We start from the raw sequence: 13,604 nt of genomic DNA, 5'->3' as shown, positions 1-13,604 counted from the left end.
CCCGGGTAGCGGTCCCAGGATGCGGACGCCCCGATGCTAGTCGATCTGAACACTGTCTACGCCGAGATGTAGCGGGTATACCGGCTGTGGCCAGCTGTCAGTTGCAAACCGCTAGAACGCTTTTCATCATCAAAGCCGTGGGTGCCAGAACTAGCTAGAACCCAAGTACGCGGAATGAGGGTTCAGCCGACCGGGAGTTTCACCACCGCATTGGGGCCCCGGTCGGTGACGTATACGTTGTCCCGCGTGTCGACCGCCATACCCTGGGGGTCTTTGAGCCCGGTGAACGGCAACGTGGTCGGCGTCGACGCGCCCGCCGCCAACCTCGCCACCGATTCGTTACCCCAGTCGACGACGTACACGTCTCCCGCCCTGTCGACCGCCACACCCCGGGGATCTTTGAGCCCGGTGAACGGCAACGTGGTCGGTGCCGCCGCGCCCGCCGCCAACCTCACCACCCGCTCGGTACCCAATTCGGTGACGTACACGTTGCCCGCCTTGTCGACCGCTACACCCAGGGGATCTTGGAGCCCGGTGAACGGCAGCGTCGTCGGTGCCGACGCGCCCGCCGCCAACCTCATCACCCGATCATTGGCCCGGTCGGCGACGTACACGTCTCCCGCCGTGTCGACCGCCACACCCCGGGGATCTTTGAGCCCGGTGAACGGCAACGTGGTCGGTGCCGACGCGCCCGGCGCCAACCTCACCACCCGATTGTTACTCGTGTCGGTGACGTATATGTTGCCCGCCGTGTCGACCGCCACACCCTGGGGATTCTTCAGGCCGGTGAACGGCAACGGGCTCGGCGTCGACGCGTCCGCCGCCAATTTCACTACCCGGTCGTTACCCATGTCAGTCACGTATACGTTGCCCGCCGCGTCGACCGCCACATCGGTGGGCAGGCTGACGCCGGTGAACGGCAGTGGAGTCTGTGGCGAGTAGGCCGGGGCGATAGATGTCGGCGAGTTGCCACCGCCGCCTGATTCTCGTTGGACACTGATGACGACACCTACGGCGGCCACCACCGCAACCGCGACCGCGGCCGCGAGCAGCCCGGCGGTCTTGGGCGACAATCTGATTCGCCGCCCATGGCGCGCGGCCACGCCCCCGGTGGTGCTGACCGCGGAATCGCCCACCGCGGCGCGGGCCGCTGCGGCCAGCTCGCGCACGGTCTGGTAACGATCGTCGGGATTTTTGGCCATTCCCTTGGCGATGACCGCATCGAACGCAGTCGGTACATCGGGTGTAGTGGTGCTGGGACGCGGGGGTGGGGTGTGCAGGTGATGGGCTATCACGCCCTGCATCCCCAATTCGCTCGCAAACGGCGGCTGGCCGGTCAGGCACTCGTACAGCACGCACGTCAACGCGTACACGTCCACTCGGGCATCGGCCTTGACCTCCGCGCTGATCTCCTCCGGCGCCATGTAGGCGACGGTGCCGATGGTCTCGCCGATCGCGGTCAGCGTACGGTCGTCGGCGGCGTGGGCGATCCCGAAGTCGATCAGGGAGGCGAACTCATCCGCGCCTAGCAGGATGTTGGTGGGTTTGACATCGCGGTGGACCACACCGACGTCGTGGGCCGCCTGCAGCGCGCCGGCCACCTGCGTGATGATCGCCACTGCCCGCTGCGGCGACAAGGCCCCTTCTTGCGTGATCACCTTGCGCAGATCGGTGCCCTCGATCAACCGCATATTCAGATAGAGCCGACCGTCGATGTCGCCGAAGTCGTGGATGGGGATCACATGCGGCTCGGTCAACTGTGCCACCGCCCGGCACTCCCGGCGGAACCGCTCACGCAGCCGCTCGTCATCGGCGAAGCGCTCGGGCAACACCTTGAGCGCCACCACCCGGTTGGTCAGCGAATCATGCGCCCGCCACACCTGTCCCATGCCGCCCTGACCCAGCAGTGACAGCAGCCGATAGCGTCCGAACATCTCCGCTGGCCCCCACGTGGCATCCACGCCACGTGCTGACTTGTCATCCATTGCGCCGTCCCGTGACCACCCGACTGGCAAACGGTGTACTTGCTTGCATTCCAACCCCCGCCTGTCAGCGGGTAGCCCACACTAGTTGATTTAGCCAGGCCAGACAGTCGATAGTCGGCGCTATCGTCGGCGCGCGAATTTCCCAGCCATGCTCATGCTGGCAAGTACGCGGCCAGGCACTGCCCCGCCACCGGTGCGAGTACGCGGATCGTGCCCAGAAATCCGCCAACAAACCTGTCGCAAATTCAGCGTACCTCTGAGCCATACGACCAACCGGGCGACGTTCGCTGGGCCGAACGTTGGATTGCGCAGTATCTGATTTAATCGCGCTCGGTTCATCGACGATTCATCAAAGGTGGTCCAGTGCAAGAAGGTTGTATTGGACTGGTACGCGAAGCGCCTGAAAGGCGGAATCGACGAGACGCCGCGCGAGAATGTCGCGTCAGGCGTCGATTCGATGGACGCATTACAGTTCGCCCTGCTCATGCTCTGGGTCCAACTGCATGCCGAGCCCGGGCCGCTGTAATGGCCGCTCGGTGGTGTCGGCCCCGAGATGACATGAACACCGTCTACGCCGAGGTGTAGCGGCAGCCGGCTCTTCGGCTACCTCAACTCCATGCCGAGAGCACGTCGGCGGCGTTCCATACCAGATCGACGGTGTCGGTGAGAGTTTGCTCGATACCGGCCAGGGATACGACGACCAACGCTGTTTCGTGCGGCTCGAAGCCTGGAATGCTGGCGATTCCGCGGGTGAGTTCGGCGAGGTCGTGGCGGTCGAACGGGGTGCCGAGCCACTTGATCGATCCGGTGAAGATCACTCGATTGGCGATGGGGGAGCGGTCGGCGCCGACGATGTCGATCTCGGGGTTGAATGCGCGGTTCCACCAGCCGCCGACAGTGGTGACATCCTTCCACTGCAGTCCTCCCGCGAGCGCACTGAGTTCGAGCGCATCTCGTACGAGGGGTTCGACAGCTTTTCCGCGCCAAGAGGTCCAGCGCCGTGCGAACAGCTCGTAGGCGGCGTTGCTTCGCCCGCGTCGAACCAGGTCTTGAACCGAGCGCAGGGTAGCGAGGTAGAGCCGCAGGTTGCTGTCGGCAACCCGGTAGAGGGCCGGCTTTCCCGGTTTGACCGACAGTGGCTGGTCCACGGCCAACACTTGCTTCTCCGTCGAAAGGCGGTGCAGCAGAGGCGATAACGTTCCGGATGGTAATGCGCCGCTGCGGCTGCCCGCCGTAGCGGCGATGGTGGCGTGGGTGCGTTCTCCGCTGCCGATCGCTTCGAGAACACGCCGCGCCTGGTCCGGAACGGGAAACTCGGCGAGGAGGGTGCACTCGGGCACTCCGAACAGCGGCGCGGCAGGGTCGCTGCATTCGCGTCGCACGAACTCGAGTGGCGGCAGCCCGGGCGGCCAACTGCGCAAGATGCCCGGCAGCCCGCCGGTGATCAGATGCGCGTCGATGCTTTCGGCCGCGTCGAGTCCGAGAGCGCGACCGACTTCGGCGGGGTTGAGCGGATCGAGGACGAGGTTGTCGGCTCGCCCGTAGAAGGGTCGGTCGTAGGCGGTGAGCCTTTCCATCATGTGAATGTCGCTGCCCAGCAGAAGCAGCAGAACCGGGCGTTGCTGCAGCAGTCTGTCCCACGCTGTTTGCAGCGCGCCGTCGAAGACGTCGTCTTGTTCTGCCAGCCAAGGCAATTCGTCGATCACAACAATGGTCGGTGTGTCGCCCAGCGCGGTCGCCAACACTCGGAAAGCGTCGGGCCACCCGCTGATGCTCTCGGGGAGGGTCTCGGGATCAGGGGCGATCCCTGAGCCCTTCATCTCTGCCAGAAACATCGCGAGCGATTCGGATACGGGCATGCCCTTGGTGGCGGTGAAGTACATATACGGCACCTGGGCCGCATCGCAGAACTCCTGGACAAGCCGTGATTTTCCGACCTGCCGCCGCCCTCTGATGGCAACGGCGACGCCCATGTGGGTCTCCGTGACACGCTGCACGCGAGTCTGCAGAAGTCCCAGCTCGACTCTCCGTCCGACGAATCCCGTCGTCACCACCACTCCTAGGTAGTTGAAATCTATGTAGATGACATCTACATAGATTCAATCTACATGGTTGGCTCTGGTATTCGTCGGAGATCCTCTCAATTGTTGATACAACGGCCTTGTTGTGGGCGCGGATCGCTCGATGTCAGCGTGAGGATGCGATCACCGGGGTGAGTACGTCGTGGATCAGTTCGTCGACGGCGCGGCCGGAATCGGTCGTCGTTACTGATTGGGTCGAACGGAGAAGGTTGCGACCCTGGGCGATCGGATGGGTTGGCGCGGAACATGTCTCGCGGGATGCCAGTGGTCTGTGCAGACTCACGGGTATGGATCGTAGTTTCTATGCGGGTCGGGTTGCTGTGGTTACCGGGGCGGGGGCCGGGATCGGGCGGGAGCTGGCCGTGCGGCTGGGGCGGGAGGGGGCGTCGGTGGTGCTGTTGGACACGAATGAAGGGGCGCTGGGGGAGACGGCGGGGATGGTCAGGGGTGGGGACGGGGAGGTGGTGGGGCTGGTGGCCGATGTCGCTGATCCGGAGCGGATGGGGGAGGTTGCGGCCGAGGTGGTGGGGCGGCTCGGGGGTGTGGATGTGTTGATCAACAATGCGGGGAAGCTTTTCTATGGCGGGGTGGCGGAGTCCGAGCCGGGCGACTTCGAGGCGGTGATGCGGGCGAATTTCGGCGCGACCGTGGTGAGTACGAAAGCCTTCCTGCCGTATGTGGTGAAGTCGCCCGAGGGACGGATCGCGAATCTCTCGTCGGCGTACGGGTTGATCGGGCTCGGCGGGGCCGCGCCCTACACGGCGGCCAAGTTTGCGATTCGCGGCTTCACCGAGTCGCTGCGGTCGGAATTGCGCGGACAGCCGAATGTGGCTGTCAGCTGCGTGTTTCCGGGTGGGGTGAAGACTGGGATCGCCTGGTCGGCGTTGGCGGCGGCGGGGGTGGATGCGGAGCGGGCGGCGCAGCGGTTCGACCGGTATGTGGCCCGCACCGATCCCGGTATTGCGGCGCAGGTGATTCTGCGTGGTGTCGCGCGGGGGAAGAGTCGTGTACTGATAGGACCCGACGCGATCCTTGCCGAAGTCGCCGCCAGGGTGGCGGGCGGGCAGTACGAGAAGCTGATTCGGCTCGTGGTCAGGGGATAAAAGGGGAAGACACGATGCCAGGTACACGATGGCTGCTCATAGAGACGTTCGGCGGCGGGGAGCCGACCGTCATCGGACTGGGCAGTGCGCCAAGGAAGTTCGTGCCGCTGACGCAGATCTTCCGGCAGCGCGAAACGCTGGCGACGATCCGCGGAGCGGTGGCGGCGACCGCGGAGGCACTGGCGCCGGTGGAGGTCATGAGCGACGGCGGCCGCCGGCGGACTCTCACCGCGCCGCTGCTGATCACCCCGGAGCGCATGCACGCCGTGCTGGTGTGGTCGGGTCCGGCGGAGGAGACGGTGCCGCCGCGAGATCCGGTGGGGGCGTGGTACTTCAACCTGTCCACCTCGAAGTCCACGCGCTCGGACGACCTGCTGGATCTCTACGGTGTCGCGCCGGAGAATCGGGCGCGCGAGCACGCCATCGCGGGCGTGTTCGCCCGCGTCATCACCAATAGCGACGAGTCCGACGCCCTGGCCAAGGTGGTCCGGTCGGCGCCGGGCACCGAGCATCAGGCGGTGTGGACGGTCCGCCGCGACGACGGCGCCTTACGGGCGGCGCACTTCTCGTGTCGCATCATCGAAGAGACCGATGCCGCCGGGAATTCCGAGGTGTTCATGCGCGGCGTCACCCATGACATCGGTGATGCCACCGACGTCAGCGCCGCACCGCCGCCGGTGATCCTCGAGCACCGGGTGCTCGACGCGGCCGCCGCGGAGGGCGATTTCCGGGCCATTGTCGACCTGCGCAACCTGCGGCTGCTGCGCTGGATGGGTCCGCCCATGCCGGGCATCGCCTGGCAGTCGCTGGCGGGCGAACCGGAGCCGGCGATCCACCCGGACGATATCGAGACGGCGAAGACCATGAGCCGCAACCTCGCTCACTCCCGCACCGCCGGGCGGCTGCGGCTCCGGACGCTCGACGGGGGCTGGAAATCGGTGCGGGCCCGGGCCGTGCTCATGGCACTGGACCAGCACACGACGGCCGCCCTGGTCACCGTTCGGGATCCGGATATGCCGGACGTGGACTAGGTCACCCGACCGCCAGCAAACAGACCAGCGGCAATGTTTGTTGTGTATCTAACACCGTCCGAATCGGTCCCGGGCTGCTGCTCCAGGTCAGCGTGTTTCGCCAGTAAATACGCAGGCAGGCACACGATTTGCTCAATTGATCACACTGTGTGCGCGTCGATACACTGCCGCGTACACGCACCCGCGTGAGCGGGAATCTTGCCGGTGATCCGTGTGATGCCGCTTGTCGCGTCGTAGGAAAGCCCTGCCCGGGAACGCTAGCGGAGTGCTCCGGGAATCGGGGCTGCTCGGCGTTGGGAGGCGGCGCAGTGCTCGGACCGACATACGCGTGGTGGGTGCACCCGCGCGGCCGCATCTGGCAGTGGATCGTCACCCGGGCGATCCGAGTGGGGGAGAACTATGCGCGGCCGCGCCTGGACGTGAATTTCCCGCTGCTGGAGCCCAATCCCACGGATATCGTGCGAATTCCGCTGGACCGCTTGCACATCGACACCACGATCCGGCAATCCGGCGAGAACTCCCGGCATGTCACGGCGCTGTCGGAGGTCGCCGCGGCCCTGCCGCCGATCGTCGTGCACCGATCGCGCATGACGGTCATCGACGGCGCCCATCGCGTGCGCGCGGCAATCTGCAGCGGGTCCCAGTGGATCGACGCGGTCTACTTCGACGGTGACGACGGGCAGGCCCTGCTGCTCGCGGTCCGGCTGAACAGCAGACACGGCCTGCCCCTGTCCGCGGCCGACCGCAAAGCCGCGGCCGAACAGGCGCTCTCGTTCTATCCCGACTGGTCCGACCGCAAGCTGGCCGAGGTGATCGGCCTGCCCGAGCGGACCATCGCCGCCGTCCGGAAGCGGTCGGCGGCGCGCCCCGGCCGCCACCTCGCCCGGCGCGCACTCGCGGCTCCCGCGCCACAGCCGCGCCAGTGTCACCCCGAGCGAATCCGCGACGAGCGTCCCCAGGCCGGTCCCGGGGCTGCCGCGAAAGACCTGTCGTATCCCGCTCGCGCACTGTGGAATCTGCGCTCGGACCCGGCGCTGACCCGCACCGAATCCGGCAGGCAACTACTACGCCTGTTCGACGAGCTGCCCGCGGACCCCGTGGCCTGGGCGGACCTGGCCGATGATCTCCCGCCGTACTGCGCCGCCCTGGTCGCCGAACTGGCCTCCCAGCAGGCCCGGCACTGGGCCGCACTGGCCCGATCCGCCAGCCGGACCGCCGCGGCCGAGAAGACCACTGCCGCGTGACAGTTCGATCCGACCGCGTTCGATCGGGTCGATGACGGCCGGCGATCGGCGCCGCGTACGGGTGCCGATGCCGTCGAAGGCGTTGGCTCGCTTCATACCTGCCTATGTGGGACGTGAAAGACTGGGTGGGTACTGATCTTGGTGTCGGGTGAGTTCGGAGTGGTCGGGTTGTCCGGGGTTCGGCGGATCGAGGTCCGGGGAGTACTCGGGCCGGGTGTTCGAGCAGTGGGAGGCGGGGCTCAGCGAGGCCTATGTGCCGCTTGCGGTTTCGCCGCGAACTTCGGGGCAGTTCACCGGCTGGATCGTGCACGGAACCTACGGCGATGTGGAGTTGTCGCAACTGGGGGCCACCCGGCAGCGGGTGGACCGCACCCGGACCCTGATCGCCCGCACCGATGACGAGTTCCTGCACACCAGCATTCAGCTCACCGGCAGCGGCCGGCTGCACCAGGACGGCCGGGTCGCCGAGGTCGCGCCGGGAGAGATGGTTTTCTACGACTCACCGCCCGACCGGATCTCCCCGTCACCGCCGTCGCCCACAACTTCGGCTTCGCCACCGAACGGCAGTTCTACCGCGCCTTCCGCATCGAGCTGGGTATGACCCCGGCCGCCTACCGGGCGACCGGAGGCGCTGCCCGCACCCGCTGATCAGTCCCGTGTCGCTGCTTGCATGAGCAGCGGTTTGTCCGGCGCGCCGATGAACGAAAGCTGCGGCCGGATGGGCTCGCTGGTGGCGATCCGCAAATCCAGCTGCTGGGCGATGGTGGCGATCGACAGCACCACCTCCATGGTCGCGAAGTTCTGCGCGATGCAGATCCGCTTGCCCGCCCCGAACGCCAGCGACGCCTCCCGATGCGGCCGGGTCATGTTCTCCGGCAGGTAGCGCTTCGGATCGAACTCGCCCGCCCGATCCCAGACCCGCGGATTGCCGTGCACCCCGTGCATGCTGATCATGATGGTGGTGCCGGGTTCGATGCGATAGCCCGCCAGCACGTCCTCGCCCAGCGCCACCTTGCTGAAGGCCATGATCGGCGGGTACAGCCGCATCGTCTCCAGGAAGACGGCCTTGGTCCACACCAGCTTGTCCACATCGGCGGCGGTGGGGGCGCGCCCGCCGAGCACGGTGTCGAGCTCCTCGTAGAGGCGCTGCCGGGCCTCGGGATGGTCGGCGAGCAGCTTCCACACCCAGGTCAGTGCGGTGGCCGAGGTCTCCATGCCCGCCCCGATGAATGTCATGAGCTCGTCCCGGATTTCGAGATCGGTATAGCTGTGCCCGGTCTCGGGATCGGTGGCCGCCATGAGCAGGCCGAGCAGATTGTCCTTGCGGGTGATGCGGCCCTCGCGATGATCGGAAATGATTCCCGCCACGGCTTTCTCGATGCCGCGCAGCTCGAACATGATGTGCGGGGCCACCATCCAGGAGGCGGCGCGGATGGCCCGGATCGGAATCCGTGAGCCCGCCCGCTTCTCGGGCTTCTCGGTGCGGCGTACCAGCCACATGGACAGCGGCCGCAGCGTCCGGCTGACATTGGTGACCACGCCCACGCCGAAGAACTTGAGCAGCCGCTTGAGCTTGATCTTGGAGATGGGCCCGTCCAGATCGGTGCCGAACATGGTGCGCGCCACGATATCCAGCATGAGGCGGGTCATCTCCACGCCCACGTCGACCGGCGCCCCGGCTGCCCGCAGCCGCCGGGCCGTCTCCTGGGCCGCCTCGACCATGGGCACATCGAACTGGTCGATGGCGCTGCGCGCGAAGATCGGCTGCACCAGGCGCTTGTTGCGGTAGTAGAGACGATCGTCGCGCTGGGTCACCAGACCCTGGCCGAAAACCACGGCGAGCATGTCGAATTCGGCGCCGCGCACGTAGTTCTCGTGATTGGCGATCAGTACGTGCCGGACGAGCTCCGGACTGCGCACGACGACGTACTTCGCCATCGGCAGGCGGGCGATCAGCACATCGTCCTGACCCGGCAGCTCGGCCGCCAGGTACTGCATGATGGTGCGCTCCCGGATCCGCCCGGGCAGACCCAGCGCCAGCCGCCAGGACTGCCCCCAGGTGACCGGCGTGTTGTGCCAGCGCATGGGTGCGGGCTGCCACCGCGGCGGGTGGAGTTCGGTGCTTCCTGTGGCCGGTGCTGTCATGGGGACCATCCCGTGCGATCGAAAGTCGTTCGCCCCGTAGGGCTTACGCTCAAATGCTACTGGGGAGTAGGAGTTCGCGCAGGCGATGTGGAGTATCCGCGTCCGCCGGGTCACGGGTTCGGTCACAGCTTCACCCTTGATTCTTGAACAACCATTCAAGTACCGTGCACGTATGGCCCGCACTCGTGAATTCGAACCCGATGACGTGGTGGATGCCGCCATGCGGCGCTTCTGGGAGCGCGGGTATCGGGCCACCTCGGTGGAGGGCCTGGTCAAGGCGACCGGCGTGAAACCCGGCAGCCTGTACAGCGCCTTCCCGGGCGGCAAGCACGCGCTGTTCCTGGCCTCGCTGCGGCGCTACTCGGACCTGATCGTGCCCCAGAAATTGGGTGAACTCGATGATCCGAACGCGTCGCTGGCGCAAGTGCGCGGCTACTTCGACGGCCTGGTGGCCGACTTGCTCTCGCCGGAGGGGCGGATGGGCTGCCTGCTGGTGAACACCGCCATCGAGAACGCCGCCACCGACGACGCGGCCGCTGCCGTGGTGCGCGGGCATCTGGCGCGGCTGGAGGATCGGATGCGGGACGCATTGCGGAATGCCGTGCGTCGCAAGGAGGTCCGATCGAACATCGATCCCGTCGCCGTTGCGAAGGGCTTGGTGGCCACCTCGCAGGGGCTGATGGTGGTCGGCAAGGCGAATCCCGACGAGCCGGTGTTGCGCGCGATTGTCGACAATGCCTTCGCCGGGCTGTCGCCCGGTTAGGCGCGGCGAAAACCGTTGCAGGGCCGTCCTTGTGGACGGCCCCTCTTTACCGCCAATATTTGAACACTCACTCAAGAATGAAGGAATGTCATGAAGGCGATCACCATCTCCCACTACGGTGCGCCCGAGGTGCTCACCGTGACCGAACTGCCCGATCCGGTACCGGCCGCAGGTGAAATCCTGGTCGAGGTCAAGGCTTTCGGGCTCAACCATGCGGAAACCTACATGCGGTCGGGGCAGTGGGGCGATGTCGCCCAGGTGACCGGTATCGAAGCCGCGGGCGTCGTCGCCGCCGACCCTTCGGGCAAGCTGGCCCCTGGGACCCCGGTCGTGGCGATCATGGGCGGCATGGGCCGCACCCGCAATGGCTCCTACGCCGAGCTGGTCACCGTGCCCGCGGACAATGTCGTCGCGGTCGACACCGCTTTGGCGTGGACCGATCTCGCCGCCGTCCCGGAGGTCTACGCCACCGCGTGGACCACCTTGCACGACAATCTCGCCGTCACGGACGGCGAGACGGTGCTGGTGCGCGGCGCGACCTCGTCACTGGGACAGGCGGCGGTGAACATCGCCGCCGACCTCGGGGCCACGGTCATCGCCACCACCCGATCGCAGGCGAATGCGGCGATGCTCGAAAAGATCGGTGCGGCAGTGGTTCTCACCGAGGACGGCAACCTGTCGGAGCGCGTGCACGCGGCCGGATTCGTCGTCGACGCCCTGCTGGATCTGGTCGGCAACTCCGTCCTGCGTGATTCGGTCGCGACCGTGCGACCGCGCGGGCGCGTCTGCCAGGCCGGATTCCTCGGCGGCCTGGCCCCCGTGCCCGAGTTCGACCCGATCGCCGACCTGCCCAGCGGAGTCCAGCTGTCCTTCTTCGGCAGCTTCGTCTTCGGGACGCCCGGATTCCCGCTCTCGGCGGTCCCGCTCGCGGACCTCGTCGCCAAGGCCGAAGCCGGTGTGTACCACGCGAAACCGGTGCGCACCTTCACCTTCGACGAGATCGTGCGGGCGCACGAGGTGATGGAGTCCGGGACCGCCGGCGGCAAGATGACGGTTGCCGTCGGCTAGTCCGGACGGTCGTGGCCGGATTCCGCTAGGGCAGGGCGATGTATTTGGTCTCCAGGTACTCCTCGATGCCTTCGACCCCGGCCTCCCGGCCCAGCCCGGACTGCTTCACGCCGCCGAACGGCGCGGCCACATCGGAGATGACGCCCCGGTTCACGCCCACCATGCCCGATTCCAGCGCCTTGGACACCCGCAGCGCGCGGTCCAGGTCGCGGGTGTAAATGTAGGCGGCCAAACCGAATTCGGTGTCATTGGCGGCGGCGATACCGGCGGCTCGCCGTCGAATCCGGTAATGGCGGCGACCGGGCCGAACACCTCCTCGCGCAGGATGCGTGCGTCGGCGGGCACCTCGGTGAGCACGGTCGGCTCGTAGAACCAGCCGGGTCCGGGCACCGCCGCGCCGCCGGTGGCGACCGTCGCGCCCTCGGCGACCGCGTCCTCGCGCCGCGCCATCACCAGTTCCCAAGCGCGGCGCAGGATCTCGGCCCGCTCCCGGGCCGGGGTGGCCGCCCACGACGCCTGCGCCGCCACGGCGGCGTCCAGTGCCCGCGCGCCGTCGGCGGGGGTGGCGTCGGCCACCTCGACGAGGACCTCGCCGGTCACCGGATCGTGCACCGGGAAGGTCGCGCCGTCGCTCGCCGGGACCTGCTCGCCGCCGATCCAGAGTCCGGCCGGCGCGACCGCCAGCAGCTCGGCCACTTCACGCATTGCGGGTTCTCCTCATACTCAACGAATTTCGAACTCAGCGGGTCAGATCCCGCACCGTCTCGGACAACACCCCGAGGCCGTCGGCGAGCAGGTCGTCGCCGATCACCAGCGGGGGCAGCAGCCGGATGACGTTTCCGTAGGTGCCGCAGGTGAGCAGCACCACGCCGCGCGAGAGCGCCTCGGCGGCAATGGCTTTGGTGAGATCCGGATCGGGGGTGTCGGTGCCCGGCCGGACCAGTTCGATGGCGACCATCGCACCCCGGCCCCGTACGTCACCGATCACGCCGGTCGCGGCGGCCAGCTCCCGCAGCCGCGGCACGGCGGTCGCCTCGATGGCCCGCGCGCGGGCCGGCAGGTCCAGCGACCGCATCACCTCGATGCTGGCCAGCGCCGCCGCGCACGCCACCGGATTGCCGCCGTAGGTGCCGCCCAGCCCGCTCGGATGCACCGCGTCCAGCAGCTCGGCCCGGCCGGTGACGGCCGACAACGGCATGCCGCCCGCAATGCCCTTGGCCATGGTGACGATGTCCGGCTCGATGCCCTCGTGCTCGCTCGCGAACCACGCTCCGGTGCGGGCGAATCCGGTCTGCACCTCGTCGGCGATGAACACCACCGCGTGCTCGCGGGCCCAGTTCGCCAGTGTGGCAAGGAATCCCGGGGCGGGCACGATGAATCCGCCCTCGCCCTGGATCGGCTCGATGACGATCGCGGCCAGCGAATCGGCCCCGATCTGCACCTCGATCCGCGAAATCGCCCGCCGCGCCGCCTGTTCCCCGGTCAGCCCCGGCTCGTCGCGGTACGGATACGACATGGGCATGCGGTGGATGTCCGGTGCGAACGGGCCGAAATGCGCCTTGTACGGCATGGATTTCGCGGTCAGCGCCATGGTCAGGTTGGTGCGGCCGTGATACGCGTGATCGAACGCGACCACCGCCGGCCGGCCGGTCGCCAGCCGCGCCACCTTCACCGCGTTCTCCACCGCCTCCGCGCCCGAGTTGAACAGCACCGTCCGCTTGTCGAAGGCGCCGGGCGTGAGTGCGGCCAGTTCCTCGGCCACGCGGATGTAGTTCTCGTAGGGGGTGACCATGAAGCAGGTGTGGGTGAACCGCGCGGCCTGCTCGGCGACCGCGGCCGCCACCTCCGGATGGGACGCGCCGACCGTGGTGACCGCGATGCCCGAGCCCAGATCGATCAGCGAATTCCCGTCCACATCGAGAATGACCCCGCCGTCGGCGTCGGCCGCGTAGACGGGCACCGACGATCCGACCCCGGCCGCCACGGCCGCCGTCCGGCGGGCGGTGAGCGCCCGGGAACGCGGGCCCGGCAGCTCGGTGACGAGGTCGCGACGCTGGGGCAGGCGGTAGTCGATCGAGGGCATGCGGAATTCTCCCGGTCGAGGGTCGGTGGCACCGGTCATCAGTCTGCGCCACGGCACCCGCGATCACCCGTGCCGAATTGGATAACACGCCGGGCATAAAT

10 protein-coding genes and 3 pseudogenes are annotated in these 13,604 nt (G+C 67.5%); 8 read left to right on the top strand and 5 right to left on the bottom strand.

Features of this window, described 5'->3' with window-relative positions:
- Nucleotides 1-182: 182 nt before the first annotated feature.
- Entirely contained in the window at nt 183-1,934 is a 1,752-nt protein-coding gene (locus tag ACFXN1_RS29130) for a serine/threonine-protein kinase PknD (protein WP_379463712.1), read from the bottom strand.
- Nucleotides 1,935-2,364: 430 nt separating this feature from the next.
- Between ACFXN1_RS29130 and ACFXN1_RS29125 the strand changes: the two genes are divergently transcribed.
- Nucleotides 2,365-2,511 carry a hypothetical protein gene (locus ACFXN1_RS29125; RefSeq protein WP_379441149.1) on the top strand — a complete coding sequence of 49 codons (147 nt, stop codon included), beginning with the start codon at nt 2,365-2,367 and terminating at the stop codon, nt 2,509-2,511.
- An 82-nt stretch (nt 2,512-2,593) separates the two neighbouring features.
- Here the strand turns inward: ACFXN1_RS29125 and ACFXN1_RS29120 are convergent, their stop codons facing one another.
- The gene (locus tag ACFXN1_RS29120; protein WP_379463711.1) at nt 2,594-4,042 is read right to left on the bottom strand and encodes an ATP-binding protein; all 1,449 of its coding nucleotides are present in this window, start codon (nt 4,040-4,042) and stop codon (nt 2,594-2,596) included.
- Between the two features lie 311 nt (nt 4,043-4,353).
- On the opposite strand from ACFXN1_RS29120, the gene ACFXN1_RS29115 reads away from it, so the two are divergent.
- From ACFXN1_RS29115 to ACFXN1_RS29095, 5 genes and pseudogenes are all read left to right on the top strand, one after another.
- Nucleotides 4,354-5,169, top strand: a complete 816-nt coding sequence (locus ACFXN1_RS29115) for an SDR family NAD(P)-dependent oxidoreductase (protein WP_379441147.1) — start codon at nt 4,354-4,356, stop codon at nt 5,167-5,169.
- Between the two features lie 14 nt (nt 5,170-5,183).
- On the top strand, nt 5,184-6,200 hold the full coding sequence (locus tag ACFXN1_RS29110; RefSeq protein ID WP_379441145.1) for a GAF domain-containing protein: 1,017 nt from the start codon (nt 5,184-5,186) through the stop codon (nt 6,198-6,200).
- 308 nt (nt 6,201-6,508) lie between these two features.
- Complete coding sequence (locus ACFXN1_RS29105) at nt 6,509-7,444, top strand: ParB N-terminal domain-containing protein (protein WP_379441144.1); 936 nt, start codon at nt 6,509-6,511, stop codon at nt 7,442-7,444.
- Nucleotides 7,445-7,592: 148 nt separating this feature from the next.
- Nucleotides 7,593-7,934, top strand: a pseudogene (locus tag ACFXN1_RS29100) (hypothetical protein); the annotation flags it as partial.
- Nucleotides 7,935-7,999: 65 nt separating this feature from the next.
- Nucleotides 8,000-8,092, top strand: a pseudogene (locus ACFXN1_RS29095) (hypothetical protein); the annotation flags it as partial.
- Here ACFXN1_RS29095 and ACFXN1_RS29090 read toward each other — a convergent pair.
- A complete protein-coding gene (locus ACFXN1_RS29090) occupies nt 8,093-9,589 on the bottom strand; it encodes a cytochrome P450 (RefSeq protein WP_379441142.1) in 1,497 nt (498 codons plus the stop codon).
- A 172-nt stretch (nt 9,590-9,761) separates the two neighbouring features.
- On the opposite strand from ACFXN1_RS29090, the gene ACFXN1_RS29085 reads away from it, so the two are divergent.
- Together ACFXN1_RS29085 and ACFXN1_RS29080 are read left to right on the top strand one after the other, a co-directional pair.
- The gene (locus ACFXN1_RS29085) at nt 9,762-10,352 is read left to right on the top strand and encodes a TetR/AcrR family transcriptional regulator (protein WP_379441141.1); all 591 of its coding nucleotides are present in this window, start codon (nt 9,762-9,764) and stop codon (nt 10,350-10,352) included.
- 90 nt (nt 10,353-10,442) lie between these two features.
- Nucleotides 10,443-11,420, top strand: a complete 978-nt coding sequence (locus ACFXN1_RS29080) for a zinc-binding dehydrogenase (RefSeq protein ID WP_379441139.1) — start codon at nt 10,443-10,445, stop codon at nt 11,418-11,420.
- Nucleotides 11,421-11,445: 25 nt separating this feature from the next.
- Here ACFXN1_RS29080 and ACFXN1_RS29075 read toward each other — a convergent pair.
- Together ACFXN1_RS29075 and gabT are read right to left on the bottom strand one after the other, a co-directional pair.
- Nucleotides 11,446-12,125: pseudogene (locus ACFXN1_RS29075) on the bottom strand (aldehyde dehydrogenase family protein).
- A 34-nt stretch (nt 12,126-12,159) separates the two neighbouring features.
- On the bottom strand, nt 12,160-13,503 hold the full coding sequence (gabT, locus tag ACFXN1_RS29070; RefSeq protein ID WP_379441138.1) for a 4-aminobutyrate--2-oxoglutarate transaminase: 1,344 nt from the start codon (nt 13,501-13,503) through the stop codon (nt 12,160-12,162).
- Nucleotides 13,504-13,604: the final 101 nt, after the last annotated feature.

Source organism: Nocardia sp. NPDC059154, assembly GCF_042755705.1.
Classification (GTDB): Bacteria; Actinomycetota; Actinomycetes; order Mycobacteriales; family Mycobacteriaceae; genus Nocardia.
The sequence above is the reverse complement of the archived record's forward strand: the minus strand, read 5'-3'. Positions and strand labels throughout refer to the sequence as shown.

Excerpts from the sequence above, each read along its gene's own strand:
- ACFXN1_RS29110 (WP_379441145.1), top strand. The coding sequence starts at position 5,184 with ATGCCAGGTACACGATGGCTGCTCATAGAGACGTTCGGCGGCGGGGAG.
- ACFXN1_RS29115 (WP_379441147.1), top strand. The coding sequence starts at position 4,354 with ATGGATCGTAGTTTCTATGCGGGTCGGGTTGCTGTGGTTACCGGGGCG.
- ACFXN1_RS29090 (WP_379441142.1), bottom strand. The coding sequence starts at position 9,589 with ATGACAGCACCGGCCACAGGAAGCACCGAACTCCACCCGCCGCGGTGG.
- ACFXN1_RS29080 (WP_379441139.1), top strand. The coding sequence starts at position 10,443 with ATGAAGGCGATCACCATCTCCCACTACGGTGCGCCCGAGGTGCTCACC.
- ACFXN1_RS29130 (WP_379463712.1), bottom strand. The coding sequence starts at position 1,934 with ATGTTCGGACGCTATCGGCTGCTGTCACTGCTGGGTCAGGGCGGCATG.
- ACFXN1_RS29085 (WP_379441141.1), top strand. The coding sequence starts at position 9,762 with ATGGCCCGCACTCGTGAATTCGAACCCGATGACGTGGTGGATGCCGCC.
- gabT (WP_379441138.1), bottom strand. The coding sequence starts at position 13,503 with ATGCCCTCGATCGACTACCGCCTGCCCCAGCGTCGCGACCTCGTCACC.